The organism is Sphingobium sp. B7D2B, assembly GCF_025961895.1.
Taxonomy (GTDB): Bacteria; Pseudomonadota; Alphaproteobacteria; order Sphingomonadales; family Sphingomonadaceae; genus Sphingobium.
Window position 1 is genome coordinate 1,740,969 of the sequence record NZ_JAOQOM010000001.1, and the last position, 14,341, is coordinate 1,755,309.

19 protein-coding genes are annotated in these 14,341 nt (G+C 64.8%); 13 read left to right on the plus strand and 6 right to left on the minus strand.

Features of this window, described 5'->3' with window-relative positions; all coding sequences use genetic code 11:
* Positions 1 to 9: 9 nt before the first annotated feature.
* From M2341_RS07910 to M2341_RS07935, 6 genes are all read right to left on the minus strand, one after another.
* Complete coding sequence (locus M2341_RS07910) at positions 10 to 837, minus strand: transglycosylase SLT domain-containing protein (protein WP_413715696.1); 828 nt, start codon at positions 835 to 837, stop codon at positions 10 to 12.
* A gap of 172 nt (positions 838 to 1,009) precedes the next feature.
* A complete protein-coding gene (locus M2341_RS07915; protein WP_181559394.1) occupies positions 1,010 to 1,318 on the minus strand; it encodes a hypothetical protein in 309 nt (102 codons plus the stop codon).
* A gap of 11 nt (positions 1,319 to 1,329) precedes the next feature.
* Entirely contained in the window at positions 1,330 to 1,617 is a 288-nt protein-coding gene (flgM, locus tag M2341_RS07920) for a flagellar biosynthesis anti-sigma factor FlgM (protein ID WP_264570074.1), read from the minus strand.
* Positions 1,618 to 1,670: 53 nt separating this feature from the next.
* On the minus strand, positions 1,671 to 2,228 hold the full coding sequence (locus tag M2341_RS07925; RefSeq protein ID WP_413714897.1) for a flagella basal body P-ring formation protein FlgA: 558 nt from the start codon (positions 2,226 to 2,228) through the stop codon (positions 1,671 to 1,673).
* A 64-nt stretch (positions 2,229 to 2,292) separates the two neighbouring features.
* On the minus strand, positions 2,293 to 2,787 hold the full coding sequence (locus tag M2341_RS07930) for a flagellar motor protein MotB (protein WP_264584859.1): 495 nt from the start codon (positions 2,785 to 2,787) through the stop codon (positions 2,293 to 2,295).
* Positions 2,787 to 3,470, minus strand: coding sequence for a motility protein A (locus M2341_RS07935; protein WP_264584860.1), 684 nt, complete (start codon positions 3,468 to 3,470; stop codon positions 2,787 to 2,789). Before M2341_RS07935 ends, M2341_RS07930 begins: the two co-directional genes overlap by 1 nt.
* 265 nt (positions 3,471 to 3,735) lie before the next feature.
* Here M2341_RS07935 and flgB point away from each other — a divergent pair, with 265 nt between their 5' ends.
* The 13 genes from flgB to M2341_RS08000 all read left to right on the plus strand — a co-directional run bounded on the left by flgB (position 3,736) and on the right by M2341_RS08000 (position 14,214).
* Positions 3,736 to 4,092 (plus strand): flagellar basal body rod protein FlgB, encoded by a 357-nt coding sequence (flgB, locus tag M2341_RS07940; RefSeq protein WP_264572610.1) that lies wholly within the window; start codon positions 3,736 to 3,738, stop codon positions 4,090 to 4,092.
* Between the two features lie 14 nt (positions 4,093 to 4,106).
* Positions 4,107 to 4,499 (plus strand): flagellar basal body rod protein FlgC, encoded by a 393-nt coding sequence (gene flgC / locus M2341_RS07945; protein ID WP_264570078.1) that lies wholly within the window; start codon positions 4,107 to 4,109, stop codon positions 4,497 to 4,499.
* A complete protein-coding gene (locus M2341_RS07950) occupies positions 4,496 to 5,173 on the plus strand; it encodes a flagellar hook assembly protein FlgD (RefSeq protein ID WP_264584861.1) in 678 nt (225 codons plus the stop codon). Before flgC ends, M2341_RS07950 begins: the two co-directional genes overlap by 4 nt.
* Positions 5,174 to 5,201: 28 nt before the next feature.
* Positions 5,202 to 6,026 carry a flagellar hook basal-body protein gene (locus M2341_RS07955; RefSeq protein ID WP_264575990.1) on the plus strand — a complete coding sequence of 275 codons (825 nt, stop codon included), beginning with the start codon at positions 5,202 to 5,204 and terminating at the stop codon, positions 6,024 to 6,026.
* Between the two features lie 32 nt (positions 6,027 to 6,058).
* Positions 6,059 to 6,799 carry a flagellar basal-body rod protein FlgF gene (gene flgF / locus M2341_RS07960; RefSeq protein ID WP_264584862.1) on the plus strand — a complete coding sequence of 247 codons (741 nt, stop codon included), beginning with the start codon at positions 6,059 to 6,061 and terminating at the stop codon, positions 6,797 to 6,799.
* 23 nt (positions 6,800 to 6,822) lie between these two features.
* Positions 6,823 to 7,611, plus strand: a complete 789-nt coding sequence (gene flgG, locus M2341_RS07965; protein WP_181559407.1) for a flagellar basal-body rod protein FlgG — start codon at positions 6,823 to 6,825, stop codon at positions 7,609 to 7,611.
* A gap of 8 nt (positions 7,612 to 7,619) precedes the next feature.
* Positions 7,620 to 8,321, plus strand: a complete 702-nt coding sequence (locus M2341_RS07970) for a flagellar basal body L-ring protein FlgH (RefSeq protein ID WP_264584863.1) — start codon at positions 7,620 to 7,622, stop codon at positions 8,319 to 8,321.
* 89 nt (positions 8,322 to 8,410) lie between these two features.
* The gene (locus M2341_RS07975; RefSeq protein ID WP_264574865.1) at positions 8,411 to 9,469 is read left to right on the plus strand and encodes a flagellar basal body P-ring protein FlgI; all 1,059 of its coding nucleotides are present in this window, start codon (positions 8,411 to 8,413) and stop codon (positions 9,467 to 9,469) included.
* Positions 9,466 to 9,789 carry a rod-binding protein gene (locus M2341_RS07980; protein ID WP_264572613.1) on the plus strand — a complete coding sequence of 108 codons (324 nt, stop codon included), beginning with the start codon at positions 9,466 to 9,468 and terminating at the stop codon, positions 9,787 to 9,789. The genes M2341_RS07975 and M2341_RS07980 overlap by 4 nt, the downstream gene beginning before the upstream one ends.
* Positions 9,786 to 11,123 (plus strand): flagellar hook-associated protein FlgK, encoded by a 1,338-nt coding sequence (gene flgK, locus M2341_RS07985; protein ID WP_264584864.1) that lies wholly within the window; start codon positions 9,786 to 9,788, stop codon positions 11,121 to 11,123. The genes M2341_RS07980 and flgK overlap by 4 nt, the downstream gene beginning before the upstream one ends.
* A gap of 20 nt (positions 11,124 to 11,143) precedes the next feature.
* Entirely contained in the window at positions 11,144 to 11,977 is an 834-nt protein-coding gene (locus M2341_RS07990; protein WP_181559412.1) for a flagellin, read from the plus strand.
* A 214-nt stretch (positions 11,978 to 12,191) separates the two neighbouring features.
* Positions 12,192 to 13,055, plus strand: a complete 864-nt coding sequence (motA, locus tag M2341_RS07995; protein ID WP_181559413.1) for a flagellar motor stator protein MotA — start codon at positions 12,192 to 12,194, stop codon at positions 13,053 to 13,055.
* A gap of 10 nt (positions 13,056 to 13,065) precedes the next feature.
* The gene (locus M2341_RS08000; protein WP_264584865.1) at positions 13,066 to 14,214 is read left to right on the plus strand and encodes a flagellar motor protein MotB; all 1,149 of its coding nucleotides are present in this window, start codon (positions 13,066 to 13,068) and stop codon (positions 14,212 to 14,214) included.
* The last annotated feature ends 127 nt before the right edge of the window (positions 14,215 to 14,341 follow it).

Here is a 14,341-nt window from a genome sequence, read left to right on the forward strand (position 1 = left end):
GGCTGGCAATTACCTTCCGAGGGTGGCGAGCATGAGGTAGGCAAGCCGCGCGGTTTCAGCGCGCGGCGCGAATTCGGGATAGGGCTGCTTTTCGCTCAGTGTCTGGTTCATCGTCAGCCGCTCCTGCGCGATGCGGACATAGTCGGCGGGCATCACGGTCTGCGTGCCGTCCATCGCCATATCGCTTGCCGCACTGCCGGCGGCCTGTCCGCCCGCCGCCAGCTTCTGGGCAAAGCTCGCGCGGATGTCCGTCAGGCTGCGGGCATTGCCCTGCCGGTCGAAGAACACCGAGGCATTGGCCCGCGCGGCGGCGGGAAACAGAGCGGCGCCGGAAGCATCCGGTGCCTGCGCCATGGTCGTGAGGAATTTCGCTGCGCCGCCTGCCCCCAGAAAATGGGCGAGGTAGAGATCGACCGCCTCAGCCGGTCGGCCGATGCGCTCTTCAAGATAGGCGCGATTGTCGGTGGCCAGCTCCGCCGCCATGATCGAGGCCGTCTCGGGATGATTGCGCAGGTCGAGGATTTGCTGGCGCAGGGCCGGGTCCGAAACCACGTACCGCCCGTTCGCCGTGCGCTCAATGGCGTTGGACGCCCAGTCCATGCCATATTTCGCGCCATGGTCGTTGACGATGGAAAGCCAGCTCTGGTCGATAAACTGGTAGAGGCCTGTCGCACTGGAGGTGCGCGCGCGCGCCGTCGGGTTCAGCGCGCTTTCCACATGCGCCTGGCTCATCAGATAATTGAAATCCACACCGGTGCGACTGCTGGCCTTGGCAATGGCCTGCGTCACCCTGGCGTCATTGCTGCCCTGGGCCGAGTTGGTGGTCAGTCCATTCACGGACATGGCGACTAATGATCTCCCGTTGGTACCGAGGATCAAAAAGCAAGATGCGTGCCAGAATTGGTTAACGGCGGATCGGGACTTTTGGGACGATAAGACGCGCGGCGACACGCCCACAGGGCGCAGCGGGCTTAACGTGAAAGTCGGGATATCCGGGTCGAGCCGAAGCTCAGCCGGCGCGCTGGTACAGCGGCTGGGGCACGTCCAGATCGCGATCGGCGATCGCGCCGTGCATCTGCGTGGTCATATCGCCGAGCAGGCAGGCGAGCATGCGCGAAGAATCCAGCTCCTCGATCAGGTCGCTAAACCGCGCCTTGATCGCAGGATCACGCTCCCAGGTCTCGATGGATTTGATCGCATCGAGCGATATGCGGAACAGGTCCATTGCCGTTTCGATGGCCTGCGGGTCGGCGCTTTGCATGGCAACCCGGAGCGAACCGGTCGCGGCCGCGAAATTCTCGATGATGGACAGGTTCATTTGGGGCACGTTCAGGCGCGCAGATGAGGAAGATCGAGGTCGATCATGCGATCGGCGATCTTGTCGGCATCGACCGGATATTGGCCCGAAGCAATGGCCTGCTTGACGCGGTTGATCCGGTCCATGTCCACCGGGGCGCCCTGCGCGGCCATGCGCGCGGCGGGGGTGGCTGCCGATTCCGCCGCCTTCGCAGGCGCAGGCTCGGCGCTGACTGGCGCAGCGGAGCGGGCTTGTGCAGCATCGCGCAGCTTGGCTGCCTCTACTGCGGCGCTCGTCGCCTGGCCAACAGACTTGATCATTCCAACGTCCTTTCTGTCCAATCCGTACTATAAACGGATCAGTTCAGGAAAGTTTAAATGCCGGGAATACGAACAACACCCGTCCGCTCGACACGGGCCATGACAGGCGTGGCGCGCGGTTCTTCCCGCACGCGGATCAGCGCACCGGGCGCGCCGTCTTCATCCGCGATCATCATGCGGGAAATGCTGAAGCTTTCATTACCCGCGACCAGCTGAACTGGATCGCCCTTCTTGACGACCGGCGCGCCGCTCGCGGCCTCGGAAAAACGGCCGTTTTGCTGAGGATTGCCGGCCTGCCGGTTGACCAGCAGCGGCACGCGGATGCGCCAGCCGAGGCTGGGGCAGGCAACCGTCGCGGCGTTCATCTGCGGGGTTTCGACCGTCGGTGTCTGCGGGCAGGGTGCCAGTTTCAGGCGGCGATCGATGGGCGCCAGTGGGCCGCCCGGCTGGCCGAGATTGGCGCCGAGGCTGGCCGCAACCAAGCTGTCCAGCCGGTCCAGATTCTCGAAACTCTGCGCCTTCGCCGGCGCGTGGATGCTGGTAAGCGCGATCGCGCTGAGCAGCAGGGCTGCGATGAGGGCAGCGCGCTTTGGGAAGGTCAGGCGTTCAATCGTCACGTCACTTGCTCCGATGCATGGTCGGAACAAACACAGCAAGGTCCGTGCCAGACGCATGTTACCGGTCGGTTTCGGCCAGTTCGGTGATCCTGATCGTCTGCTTGCCGGGTGCGCTGTCATCAGCGCGTTCGGCGAGGCCCGCGATCCGCAGGCGCTTTCCCGGCACTCCGGCGGCGACCAGGGTTCGGGCGACGGCGCCGAGGCGCGCTGCCGCCAGATCCCAGGCGTCGAAGCGATGATCGCCGGAGTCGAGGCCAATCGACTGAATTCGCACGATCTTGTTCTCGTGCATGATGGGTTCTGCCGCTTTCAGCAGAGCGGCGCGACCGGCAGGGTTGAGCAGAGCCTCGCCCGGCTCGAACAGTTCTTGCGCGACGAGATCGGCCTGGCGCGGCGCCTCGAACGCACCAAAATAGCTGCCAATCCCTGCCAGCGCCGTCTCACGCGTCGTCTGGTTGGATTGCAGAAGGGCGAAGAAGGCGAGCAGCAGAAGGCACAGGTCCGCGAAGCTCAGCGCCCAGCGCGCGCGGTTTTGGCGCGGCTGCGCCGACATCAGGCGACCTCGCGAATGCTGGCACGCTGGAACGGATTGGCTTCCCGACGGGCGATGGCGATCATCCGGTCGGCCATGGCCTGCTGCCAGCCAATCTCCCGCTCGGAGAGTGCGGACAGGCGGTTGGCGATGGGCCCGGCAATGGCGTTGGCGAGGATCAGGCCGTGCAGCGTCGTCATCAGCGCCAGCGCCATGAACGGGCCGATGGCTGCGGGGTCGCTCATCTGCGCAAACATGCCGATCAGGCCGACGATCGTGCCGGCCATACCGACGGCCGGCGCGGCATCGGCCAACGCGTTCCAGAAGGCGATGACCCGCCCGTGACGGGCACGGCGATCATGGATCGCCTGATGGACCCAGAGCGCGAAATGCTCGGCATCTGCGGCATTGGCGAGGGTGGTGAGGGTCTGGTTGACGAAGGGGTGGGTGCTTTCCAGCCGGTCGGCGCGGGCCAGGCCCTTGAGCTGCGCGACAGCCTCGACCTTGAACAGCAGGGCGCGGGCATTGTCGCGTTCATCATCCGGGCGCGCGGTCAGCAGCGGGCGTAGGGAAGCCAGGGCGCGAAAACCCGTGCCGAAGCCGACCTGTGCCAGTGCGATCATGATCGCGCCGCCCAGCACCATCAACAGGGGCAGCGGCGCGAAGACGTGGCCGAGAATATCCAACCCCAGAACATTCGACATGGTCCCGCTCATCCCCCCATGCTGCCGGGCGCACGTGCGCACCGGCAAAACTCTGCCGCCAACCGGCAAAACATTGCCACCCTTGCCGCCCGCCTGCGCAAAAGGCGCGGAAATCCTCATGTCCGCGCGGCCTCAGCCGGCGGCAATTTGGTTTGGCACGGCATTTGCAATCCATACCCGTGGGCATGGGTCGTGCCGGAACCGGACCAGTTTCAACCGGTCAGAACGGATGCGGCCCACGGACTTTTAGGGAAGGCACGAAAAAATGTCGTTCGACGACGCATTGTTCGGCATCCATGGCAAGGCACTGGCGCTGCGCTCGCAGCGGCTGGAGCTGCTTGCCTCCAATATCGCGAACGCCTCGACCCCCGGGTACAAGGCGCGCGACATCGATTTCGAGAAGGCGCTCGCCAGCGCCACCAGCCAGCAGGGCTCGGTGACCGGCGCGCTGGAAACGGCGATGGGCTATCGCGTGCCGCTGCAGGCGAGCAGCGATGGCAACACCGTCGAGATGTCGACGGAGCAGACGCTCTTCGCGGAGAATGCGGTGAAGTACCGCACCACGCTCTCCTTCCTCGAGGGCCGGCTCAACACCATCACGCGCGCGCTGCGGGGAGAATGAGCATGGACAAGCCCATGAACGTTTTCGACATCGCCGGGCGCGCCATGTCCGCGCAGCTCGTGCGTCTCAACGCCACCGCCTCCAACCTCGCCAATGCCGGGTCGGTCACGGGCAGCGAGGACAAGGCCTATCGCGCGATCCGCCCGGTCTTCTCCACCGTGGTCGAGAAGCCCGGCGTCGCCACGGTCAAGGTCGATAACGTCGTGACCTCCGACACGCCCGCCACCAAGCGGCACGAGCCCGGCCATCCGCTGGCCGATGCCAATGGCGATGTGTGGGAAGCCGGCGTCGATACCAGCGCCGAACTCGTCGAAATGGTCGAGAGCGCGCGCATGTACCAGAACAATGTGCAGGTCCTCCAGACCGCCAAATCCCTCATCCTCGAAACAATCAGGCTCGGCAAATGACAGCAGTGACGACCAACACCAGTCCCTGGGCGGTGGATAGCAACACGGCGTTCACCAACCGGAACCTTGCCGAGACGAGCGCGAAGTCCAACGCCTCGATCGACATGAACGGCTTCCTGCGCCTGCTCACCACGCAGATGCAGCATCAGGACCCGTTCCAGCCGATGGACAACAATCAGATGGTCACGCAGATGGCGCAAATGTCGTCGCTGGCCTCGCAGTCGCAATCGACATCCCTGCTCAGCCAGATCGCGGATTCCGTCTCTGGCGCGCGCCTCTCCGACGCGGCCGGCTGGATCGGCAAGTCGATGCTGGTCGAGAGCAACATCGCCACGCCCGACCGCACCGGCGCCTATGCCGGCGAGATCGCGCTGGGCGCCGACGCCTCGAACGTGTCCATCGATCTGGTCGATGCCAGCGGCAAGGTCGTCCAGAGCTTCGATCTGGGCGCCCAATCCAAGGGCAATGTGCCCTTCTTCTGGGACGGCCGGGACGATGCCGGCAACATGATTGGCGGGCAGGCTCTGCAGGTCAAGGTGCGCGGCGCGACGCCGGCCGGCATCGCGACTTGGGCCAGCATCGCCGCCGTCCAGTCCCCCGCGAGCGGCGGCAACGCCCAGCTCATGACCGCCCTCGGCAATTTCTCGCCCGAAGACGCGCTGCGTCTCGGCTGATCCCTGAACTTCACAAGGAGCATCGACCATGTCCTTCTACATTTCGCTTTCCGGCCTCAAGGGCGCCCAGACCGACCTCGGTGTCGTCGCCAACAACGTCGCCAACGTGTCCTCGCTCGCCTTCAAGAAGAGCAAGGCAACCTTCGGCGACATCTATGCGAGCGGCGGCGTCGGGGCGGGCGGCAATGGCGTCCGTCTCGTCGATGTGAAGCAGCAGTTCACGCAGGGCACGCTGGAGACGACCGACAAGACGCTGGACCTCGCCGTCACCGGCGAAGGCTTCTTCACCGTCAAGAGCGCCTCGCCCGACCAGACGATCAGCTACACCCGCGCCGGTGCCTTCACGATGGACAAGAACCGCTTCATCGTCGATTCCACCGGTGCCCGTCTGCAGGTCCTGCCGACTGCTGCGACCGGTGACGGCACGCCCACCAGCACGGCCGCCGGCGATCTCTCCGATCTGGAGATCCCCAGCGCCCATCCGGACGATGCCAGCATTCCGCTCACCGCCATCGCGATCTCGGCCACGGGCGTCGTCAGCGCGACCTTCGGCGATGGCTCGGTGCGCAACCTCGGCGTGGTCGCCATGGCCTCATTCCCCGCGCAGGAAGAGCTGCGGCAGATGGGGGACTCGCACTGGATTTCCTCGGGCGACAGCGGCGAGGCGAGCTACAGTGCCGGCAATAGCGGCATGGTCGGCGCGGTCCGCTCGGGCACGCTGGAGCGCTCGAACGTGGACATCACCGAGGAGCTGGTCGCGCTGATCTCCGCGCAGCGCAACTTCCAGGCGAACTCAAAGGCGATCGAGACCGCCACCGCCATGACCCAGACCATCATCAACATGCGGACCTGATCGCGAAGATCGACCGGACCCGGAGCTGAACCATGGATCGTCTCACCACCATTGCCCGCACCGCGATGCGCGGTACGATGGCCCGCCAGGCGGCGGTCGCGAACAATCTCGCGAACGTCAACACCAGCGGCTTTCGCGCCGAGATCGCCAACGCCTCGACCCGCTGGGTCGGCGGCGGCGCGTTCCAGAGCCGCGCGGAGCAGGTGGGGCAGGTCATCGCGGCGGACATGAAGGCCGGCACGGCGGTGCAGACCGGCAACACGCTCGACATCGCGGTGGATGGCGACGCCCTCATCGCGGTGCAGGCCAATGACGGGTCGGAAGCCTACACAAGGCGCGGCGACTTGCGCCTGAACGAGAGCGGCCTGCTGACCACGGGCGATGGCTATCCGGTGCTTGGGGAGGGCGGCCCGATCACCCTGCCGCCCGCCGATAGCGTCAACATTGCCAAGGATGGCAGCATCTGGATCGTCCCGCAGGGCGGCCAGATCGATCAGCCGCAGCAGGTCGATGTCATCAAGCTGGTGAATGCCAAGGGATCGACGATCGCCAAGTCCACCGACACCCTGTTCCGCGAAGTGAATGGCGGCGCCTTGCCGCAAGACCCGATGGCGACCGTGACCAGCGGCGCTCTCGAAGGCTCGAACGTGAATGCCACCACGGCGCTTGTCCAGATGATCGAGGCGAGCCGCGCGTGGGAAAACCAGATCAAGATGATCGACACCGCCAAGGAGATCGACTCCGGCGGCGCGAGCCTCATGCGGCTCGACTGACGGATAGATAGGGGACCAGACCAATGACCAGCAGCGCACTTCATGTCGCCCGCACCGGCCTTGACGCACAGGACGTCAAGATGCGCGTCATCGCCAACAACCTGGCGAACGTGAACACGGTCGGTTTCAAGCGCGACCGCGCCAATTTCGAGACGCTGGCCTATCAGCAGGTCATTGCGGCGGGCACGCAGGCAGACAGCCAGAACCGGCTCGCCATCGGCCTCAACCTCGGCACCGGCGTGCAACTCACCGGCACTGAGCGTATCGATACGCAAGGCACGATGAACACCACCGGCAACACCTATGATCTTGCGATCGAGGGAGCCGGTTTCTTCCAGCTGCAGCAGCCGGACGGCACGATTGCCTATACCCGGGCGGGCAATTTCAAGACCAATGCGGAGGGCTTGCTGGTCTCGCCGGATGGCCTGCCGCTGGTCCCGCAGATCCAGCTTCCCGAGGGCGTGAGTGCCGTCACCATCGGCAATGACGGGACCGTCTCGGCGACCGTCGCCGGTCAAAAGGAGCCGGTCGAACTTGGCGCGATCGAAACCGCACGGTTCGTCAATCCCGCTGGCCTGCAGGCTGTCGGTGGCAACCTGCTGCTGGAGACGGCGGCCTCCGGCGCGCCTCAGGTGGGCGCTGCAGGCCTCGAAGGCCGCGGCACCATCCGCCAGGGCGCGCTCGAGCAGTCAAACGTCAACACCGTGGAGGAACTGGTCACGATGATCGAGACCCAGCGCGCCTATGAGATCGCCTCCAAGATGATCAAGGCGACCGACGAAATGCTCCAATACGTCAATCAGCAGCTTTGAGCCTGACCATGCAGTATCGCCGTTCCGCCATCCTGATCCTCGCCCTCACGGCGACCAGCCTCGCCGCACCGGCCTCTGCCGGTCTGTTCGGCAAGAAGCAGGAGCCGCTCGAAAACCCGGCCTATCAGGTCACCTATCCGGGCGATGCTGGCAGCGCCGCGCCGGTGCGGCCCAATGGCGGCATCTTTCAGGCCTCGGCCGGCTATTCCGCGCTGACCAATGGCGCGCGGGCCGCGAGCGTGGGCGATGTCATCACCATCCTCCTCGTCGAGCGGACGCAGGCGAGCAAGAGCACCAGCGCGAACACCAATCGCGCCGGCAGCATCGGCCTCACACCGCCCAGCACCGGGCCGTTCAGCAAGCTGTTCAGCGGTAGCGACATCGCTTCGGGCGGCACGCAGGGCTTCACCGGCAAGGGTGATGCTGCGCAGTCGAACGCGCTCTCCGGCGAGATCACTGTCACCATCGCGCGGGTCTATCCCAATGGCACGATGCTGGTGCGCGGGCAGAAGGCCCTCACGCTCAATCGCGGCGACGAATATGTCCAGATCTCCGGCCTCGTCCGGCAGGCGGACATCGGGCCCGATAACCGCATTCTCTCAACGCGCGTCGCCGATGCGCGGATCACCTACACCGGCAAGGGAGAAATCGCCCGCGCTAGCCGTCAGGGCTGGCTGCAGCGCTTCTTCTCCATGATCAGCCCGTTCTGATGGAGCTTTCAGCCATGATCAGGCCTTATCCCTCCTTGCTCCGTCGGCTGGTCGTCTCCCTCGCCCTGCTGGCGTTCGGGCTCTGCCTCATGATCGCCACCTCGGCCCATGCCCAGCGCATCAAGGACATCGGTACCTTCGAGGGGCTGCGGTCCAACCAGCTTGTCGGCTATGGCGTTGTGGTTGGCCTCGCCGGCACGGGCGATGACAGCCTCGATTATGCGACGCAGGGGGTGAAAGGCGTGATCTCGCGCTTCGGCCTTACTTTGCCGCCGGGCGTCAATCCCTCGCTCAAGAATGCCGCAGCCGTGCTGGTCACGGCAGAATTGCCAGCCTTCGCCAAGCCTGGCCAGCGGCTGGACGTGACCGTCTCCGCGCTCGGCAAGGCCAAGTCGCTGCGCGGCGGCACGCTGGTGCTGACCCCGATGCGCGGCGCCGATGGCGAGATCTACGCGATGGCGCAGGGCAATATGGCCGTCGGCGGCTTCGGCGTCTCCGGTGCCGATGGCTCGCAGCTTTCCGTCAACGTGCCTTCAGCCGGCCGCATCCCCTCGGGGGCCTCTGTCGAGCGCGCCGTGGCCACCGGGTTCGAGACTAGCCCGACGATCAATTTCAACCTCGCGGAGGCGGACGTGACGACCGCGCTGCGGGTGGCCGACGCGATCAACCTCGCGTTCGGCGATCAGCGCGCCCGTGCCGTGGATGGCGTCTCCATTGCCATCGATGCGCCGCCGGGCGCCGAGAGCCGCGTCATGATGATGGGCCTCATCGAGAACATTCAGGTCAAGCCCGCCGATCCGCCCGCAAAAGTGATCGTCAACGCGCGCAGCGGCACCGTCGTCATCAACGGCAATGTGCAGATCACCCCGGCCGCGGTGAGCCATGGCAAGCTGACCGTGACCGTGACGGAAGCGCCGCGCATCGTGCAGCCTGCGCCGCTCTCGCGCGGGGTGACGGCGGTGGAGGAATCCAGCCAGCTTTCCGCCCATGAAGAAAAGAATCCGATGTTCCTGTTTAAAGGTGGCGCGTCTCTGGCCGATATAGTCAAGGCGGTGAATGCCGTGGGTGCCTCCCCCTCGGACCTTCTCGAGATCCTGAGCGCGCTCAAGCAGGCCGGCGCCATGCGGGCGGAGCTGGAGGTGATATGACACAGGTCTCAGGGATCGGCTCCGGTCAGGCGGCCTTCGCCGCCGCCATGCAGGGCGCGCAGGCGCAAGCCCCGACGTCGCCAAAGGCCAGCGACGATCACGCCGCATTGCAGAAGGCCGCCAAGGCATTCGAGGCCGTGTTCACGCGCCAGCTCCTCTCCTCCATGCGCCAGGCGAGCCTGGGCGAAGAGATTGGCGGCGGCAGCGGGCTCGACCAGTTCCGCGAGATGCAGGACGCGCATATGGCCGAGGGGCTCGCCACCAAGGGCGGCCTTGGCATTGCCGAACTGATCCTCCAGCAACTTGACCATAAGCCGTGAGCAGCGATCTTCTCCAGATCGGCGCTTCCGGCACGCGCGCCTATCAGGCTGCGATGGGAGCGATTGCCGACAATATCGCCAACGCGGAGACGCCCGGCTACAGCCGCCGGACGATTGCGCTCAGCGAGTCCGCCGCCGGCAATTCGCCGATGCTGCTCTACAAATCGAGCGCCTCCTTCTACGGCGTGCAGATCGGCGGCGTGGTGCGCGCATCCGACCAATATCTGGAAGCAGCCGCGCGTCAGACCACCAATGCGCTGGGCAGCGTCAATCAGCGCGCCCGATGGATGTCGGACATCCAGACCGCCCTCAACGATGGCGAACTGGGCGTCGGCCAGCGCTTCACCGGCATGTTCGCGGCGGTGGAACGGCTCGCGTCAAACCCCACAGACACGACGCTGCAGGCGGACGTGCTGTTCTCGTTCGAGCAGATCAATGCAGCGTTTCAGCAGAGCCACAATGATCTGGTCTCGATCCGCAGTTCGATCGGCAACACGGCCACCAACGAGGTGGATTCGCTCAACGATGCGTTGCGCCAGCTCGGCAATGCCAATGAGGGCCTGCGCCGCGTGCCCGAGGGGACGGCCAGCCATGCGAGCCTGCTGGATTCGCGCGACCAGGCCCTGAGCGAGATTGCCGAGCGGCTGAACGTGACGGTGACCTTCGGCGCCAATGGCGTGGCGAACATCAGTTACGGCAGCGAGACGCTCGTCGAGAACAATCAGGTGAAGACCCTGACGGTCAGTCAGGCCGCCGACGGCATTTTGAGCTTCGGGCTAGCGGACGGCATGGCGATTGCCACCCCGACCGGTGGCGCGCTGGGCGGCATCGCCACCAGTGCCGGCGTCGTGCGGGACAGGATCGACGCGTTGGACGATCTCGCGAGCCGCTATGTGAGCGAAATGAATGATTGGCACACCAGCGGCTATTCATCCCCGGGTGTCGCGGGCCAGACACTGCTGAGCATGGGGGCGGATGCCAGCTCGCTCTCGGTGCTGATCAGCTCGCCGGCTCTCGTCGCGCGCTTCTCCGCCGATGGCACCGCGAACGGCAATCTGTTGGCCATGACCGCCCTGCGCGGCAGCGGGTCCATCGAGGATGAATGGACCGGCATCATTGCGACCCATGGCAGCATCGCCAACAGCACGACCAAAGAGCAGACCGCGGCCGAGAGCCGCAACACCATGGCGCAGCAGGCACGCGCCGATGTGGCCGGCATCAATCTCGACCGGGAAGCGGCCGAATTGATCCGGCTGCAGCAGGCCTACCAGGCATCGTCCCGCGTGATCCAGGTCGCGCGGGAAATGTTCCAGACACTCATTTCTGCATTCTGACGCAATAAGGGCAATCCATCATGGTTTTCATCACCACGCAGTCCATCACTGCCGAGATTACCCGCCAGCAGCGGCTCGCTGCGGATATTGCGGGGGAACAGACCAAGATTTCGACGACCAAGAAGATCAACCAGCCCTCGGACAATCCGCATGACTGGGTGCAGATCTCGCAGGTGGGGCGGCGCCAGTCGATCAACGCCGCGTGGAAGGGCAATCTGACCTTCGCCGAATCCCGCGCGACGCAGGCGAGCACCAATCTCAACGAGGTCAACAACCTCATGACGCGCGTGACCGAGCTGATTGTCACGTCCACCTCGACTGCCGACGGATCGACCGGGCGCGAGGCGGTGGCCAAGGAACTGGAAGGCATTCGCGCCACGATCAACGATCTCCTCAACCAGACCGATTATCAGGGCACGCCGGTCTTCGATCATCCCAGCGCCGTGCTGATTCCGCTTGGCGCAGGGCTGAACGTGGAAGCCGTGCCGACCCGCGCGAGCATCATGGAGAATGCGGTGGGCAGCCGGTCGATCGATCAGGTGATCTCCGACATTATCAATGTGGTGCGCACCGGCACAGAGGCAGACCGCTCCGCTGCCCTGCAGGATGCCCGCACCGCGCTCGATCATGTCATTGTCGCCCAGTCCGTGCAGGGCGTTCGCTCGCAGCGGCTGGAAGACATTGGCGGCCGGCTCACCAATTCCGATCTGGCGCTGACCGAGCGTCGCTCGGCGCTGGAAGATACGGACATCACCGAGACCAGCGTGAAGCTGCAAAGCAAATTGCTGACGCTGGAAGCCGCGCAACTGGCCTTCGCGCGGATCAATCAAAAGTCGCTGTTCGATCTTTTCTGATCCTGTTCGAAGAGAGGCAAATCTGGCGGTCCGCAGGCTTTTGGCTGCGGGCCGTTTTTCTTGTTCGCGCCGGCAGAAATTTCGAAAAATCGTAATCGTCATCTTTCGCTAACCCTGTCGCTAAACCCTGTTTCAGCAGAGCCGTTCTAGGAGGGGATGAAGGGACCAAAAGCAGCTGTGCGCGGTCCCGTTTTATGAACATGCGGGGATCAGAATGTTCGCTGGTATCGGTCTTGTCGTTCTGCTGGTCATGGTCTTCGGGGGCTTCATGCTCACCGGTGGCGCTATTGGTCCGGTGCTTCATGCGCTTCCGCACGAAATGCTTATCATCGGCGGCGCGGCGGCAGGCGCGCTGATCATCGGCAATAGCGGCGCGGACTTGAAAGCGCTGGCCGGCGGCGTGATGACCGTCTTCAAAGGCCCCAAGTTCAAGAAGCAGGATTATCTCGACTGCATCTTCCTCGTCAGCAAGCTGATGAAGACGCTGCGGGTCGAAGGTCCGGTCGCGCTCGAGCCGCATATCGAAGACCCGAAGTCCTCCGCGATCTTCGCCGAATATCCCCGGCTGATGGCCGACAGCGCGCTCATCCACCTCATCTGCGATACGTTGCGGCTGGTGGTCGTCTCATCCGGCACGCTCGATCCGCATGCGGTCGAGGACGTCATGGATAATGCGCTCAAGACCCACCACCATGAGGCAGTTCGTCCCGCCGATAACCTTCAGGGCCTGGCGGACGCACTCCCGGCGCTCGGCATCGTCGCCGCCGTGCTCGGCGTGGTCAAGACCATGGGCTCTATCGACAAGCCGCCGGAAATTCTGGGCGGCATGATCGGCTCGGCGCTCGTCGGTACCTTCCTCGGCGTGTTGCTGGCCTATGGTATGGTCGGGCCGTTCGCCAGTCGCGCCAAGCAGGTGATCGAGGCGGATGGCGCCATGTATCATGTCGTCAAGCAGATCATCATCGCCTCGCTCCACGGCCACCCGCAGCCGCTGGTCATTGAGGCCGCGCGCTCCAACCTCATCCATGCGAACCAGCCGGCCTTTGCCGAAGTGTTCGACGGCATGCGCGGGCGTTGAGGGCTAAGCCATGGCATCGGCCGCAAAGAAACCGGTGAACGAGCCTGAACCCAGGCCAATCATCGTCAAGAAGATCATCGATGGCGGCCATGGCGGCCATCATGGCGGCGCCTGGAAGGTGGCCTATGCCGACTTCGTGACGGCGATGATGGCCTTCTTCCTGCTCATGTGGCTGCTCGGCGCGACAACGGAGAAGCAGCGCAAGGGGCTGGCCGACTATTTCACGCCCACACTGGTGCAGATGAAGATGGACAGCGCCGGCTCCAGCGGGATGTTCGGCGGCGACAGCCTCGTCAGCAAAGAAAATTATCCGACGACGGGCGGGCAGGGCAATCTTGCCATCACCATCCCGCGCGACGCCACGGGCACCAAGGATGTCGGCGGCGAGGATCTCAAGAACCAGGATCGCCAGAAGTTCGAGAAGCTCAAGCAGGAGCTGGAGCAGAAGCTCGAGCGCACCGAAGCGCTCCGCAGGCTCCGCAAGCATGTGCGCTTTACCGAGACGCTGGAGGGCCTGCGCATCGATCTGGTGGATGAAGCCGATTTCGCGATGTTCGCCATCGGCACGGACAGGCTTGTGCCGGAAGCCCGCGCGTTGCTCTCGCAGGTCGCCGAGGCGGTGTCCGAAGTGCCGAACGATGTGATCGTGCGCGGTCACACCGATGCGCTGCCTTATGCCGCCGGGCGCAACATGAATAACTGGCTGCTCTCGTCGTCCCGCGCCGAAGCCACTCGCGCCGTGCTCGCACAGGGCGGCATCGGAGCGGATCGCTTCGCGCGCATCGAAGGCGTGGCGGATCGCGAGCCCTTCGTCGCTGACAACCGCTACGATCCGCGCAACCGGCGCATGTCGGTGATCCTGGCGTGGAGCAAGGACTCTCCCGCCGGGGGGGCGGTCGCCAATGCCGCAGACGCGCAGCCCGCGGCGCCGGCTCCCAAAAGCCCCGAGCAGGCCAAGATCGACCGCCGCATCCTCGTGCGCGACCAGCGCGTCGCTATGGCGGAATCCGAAGTGCGCAAGCTGGACCTCGGCCGAACCGCGCTGCCCCAAGGCGCGACGGTGATCAATGCGGACTCGATTCCCAAGCGCAGTTCCAACACCCCGCCGGGCAAGACCGATCTTACAGCCCGCACGACGGGGCTGATGGACCAGCATTGATGCGGTGAGGGTTCCGGGCGCGGCGGCGGACGGGGTACGCTCTGCTAAATAAGCTAGAACAAGAGCGGCATGGCGGCTAAATGACTTTCCGCGATAAAAACTGCCGTTCCAGAGACTACGCCATTGC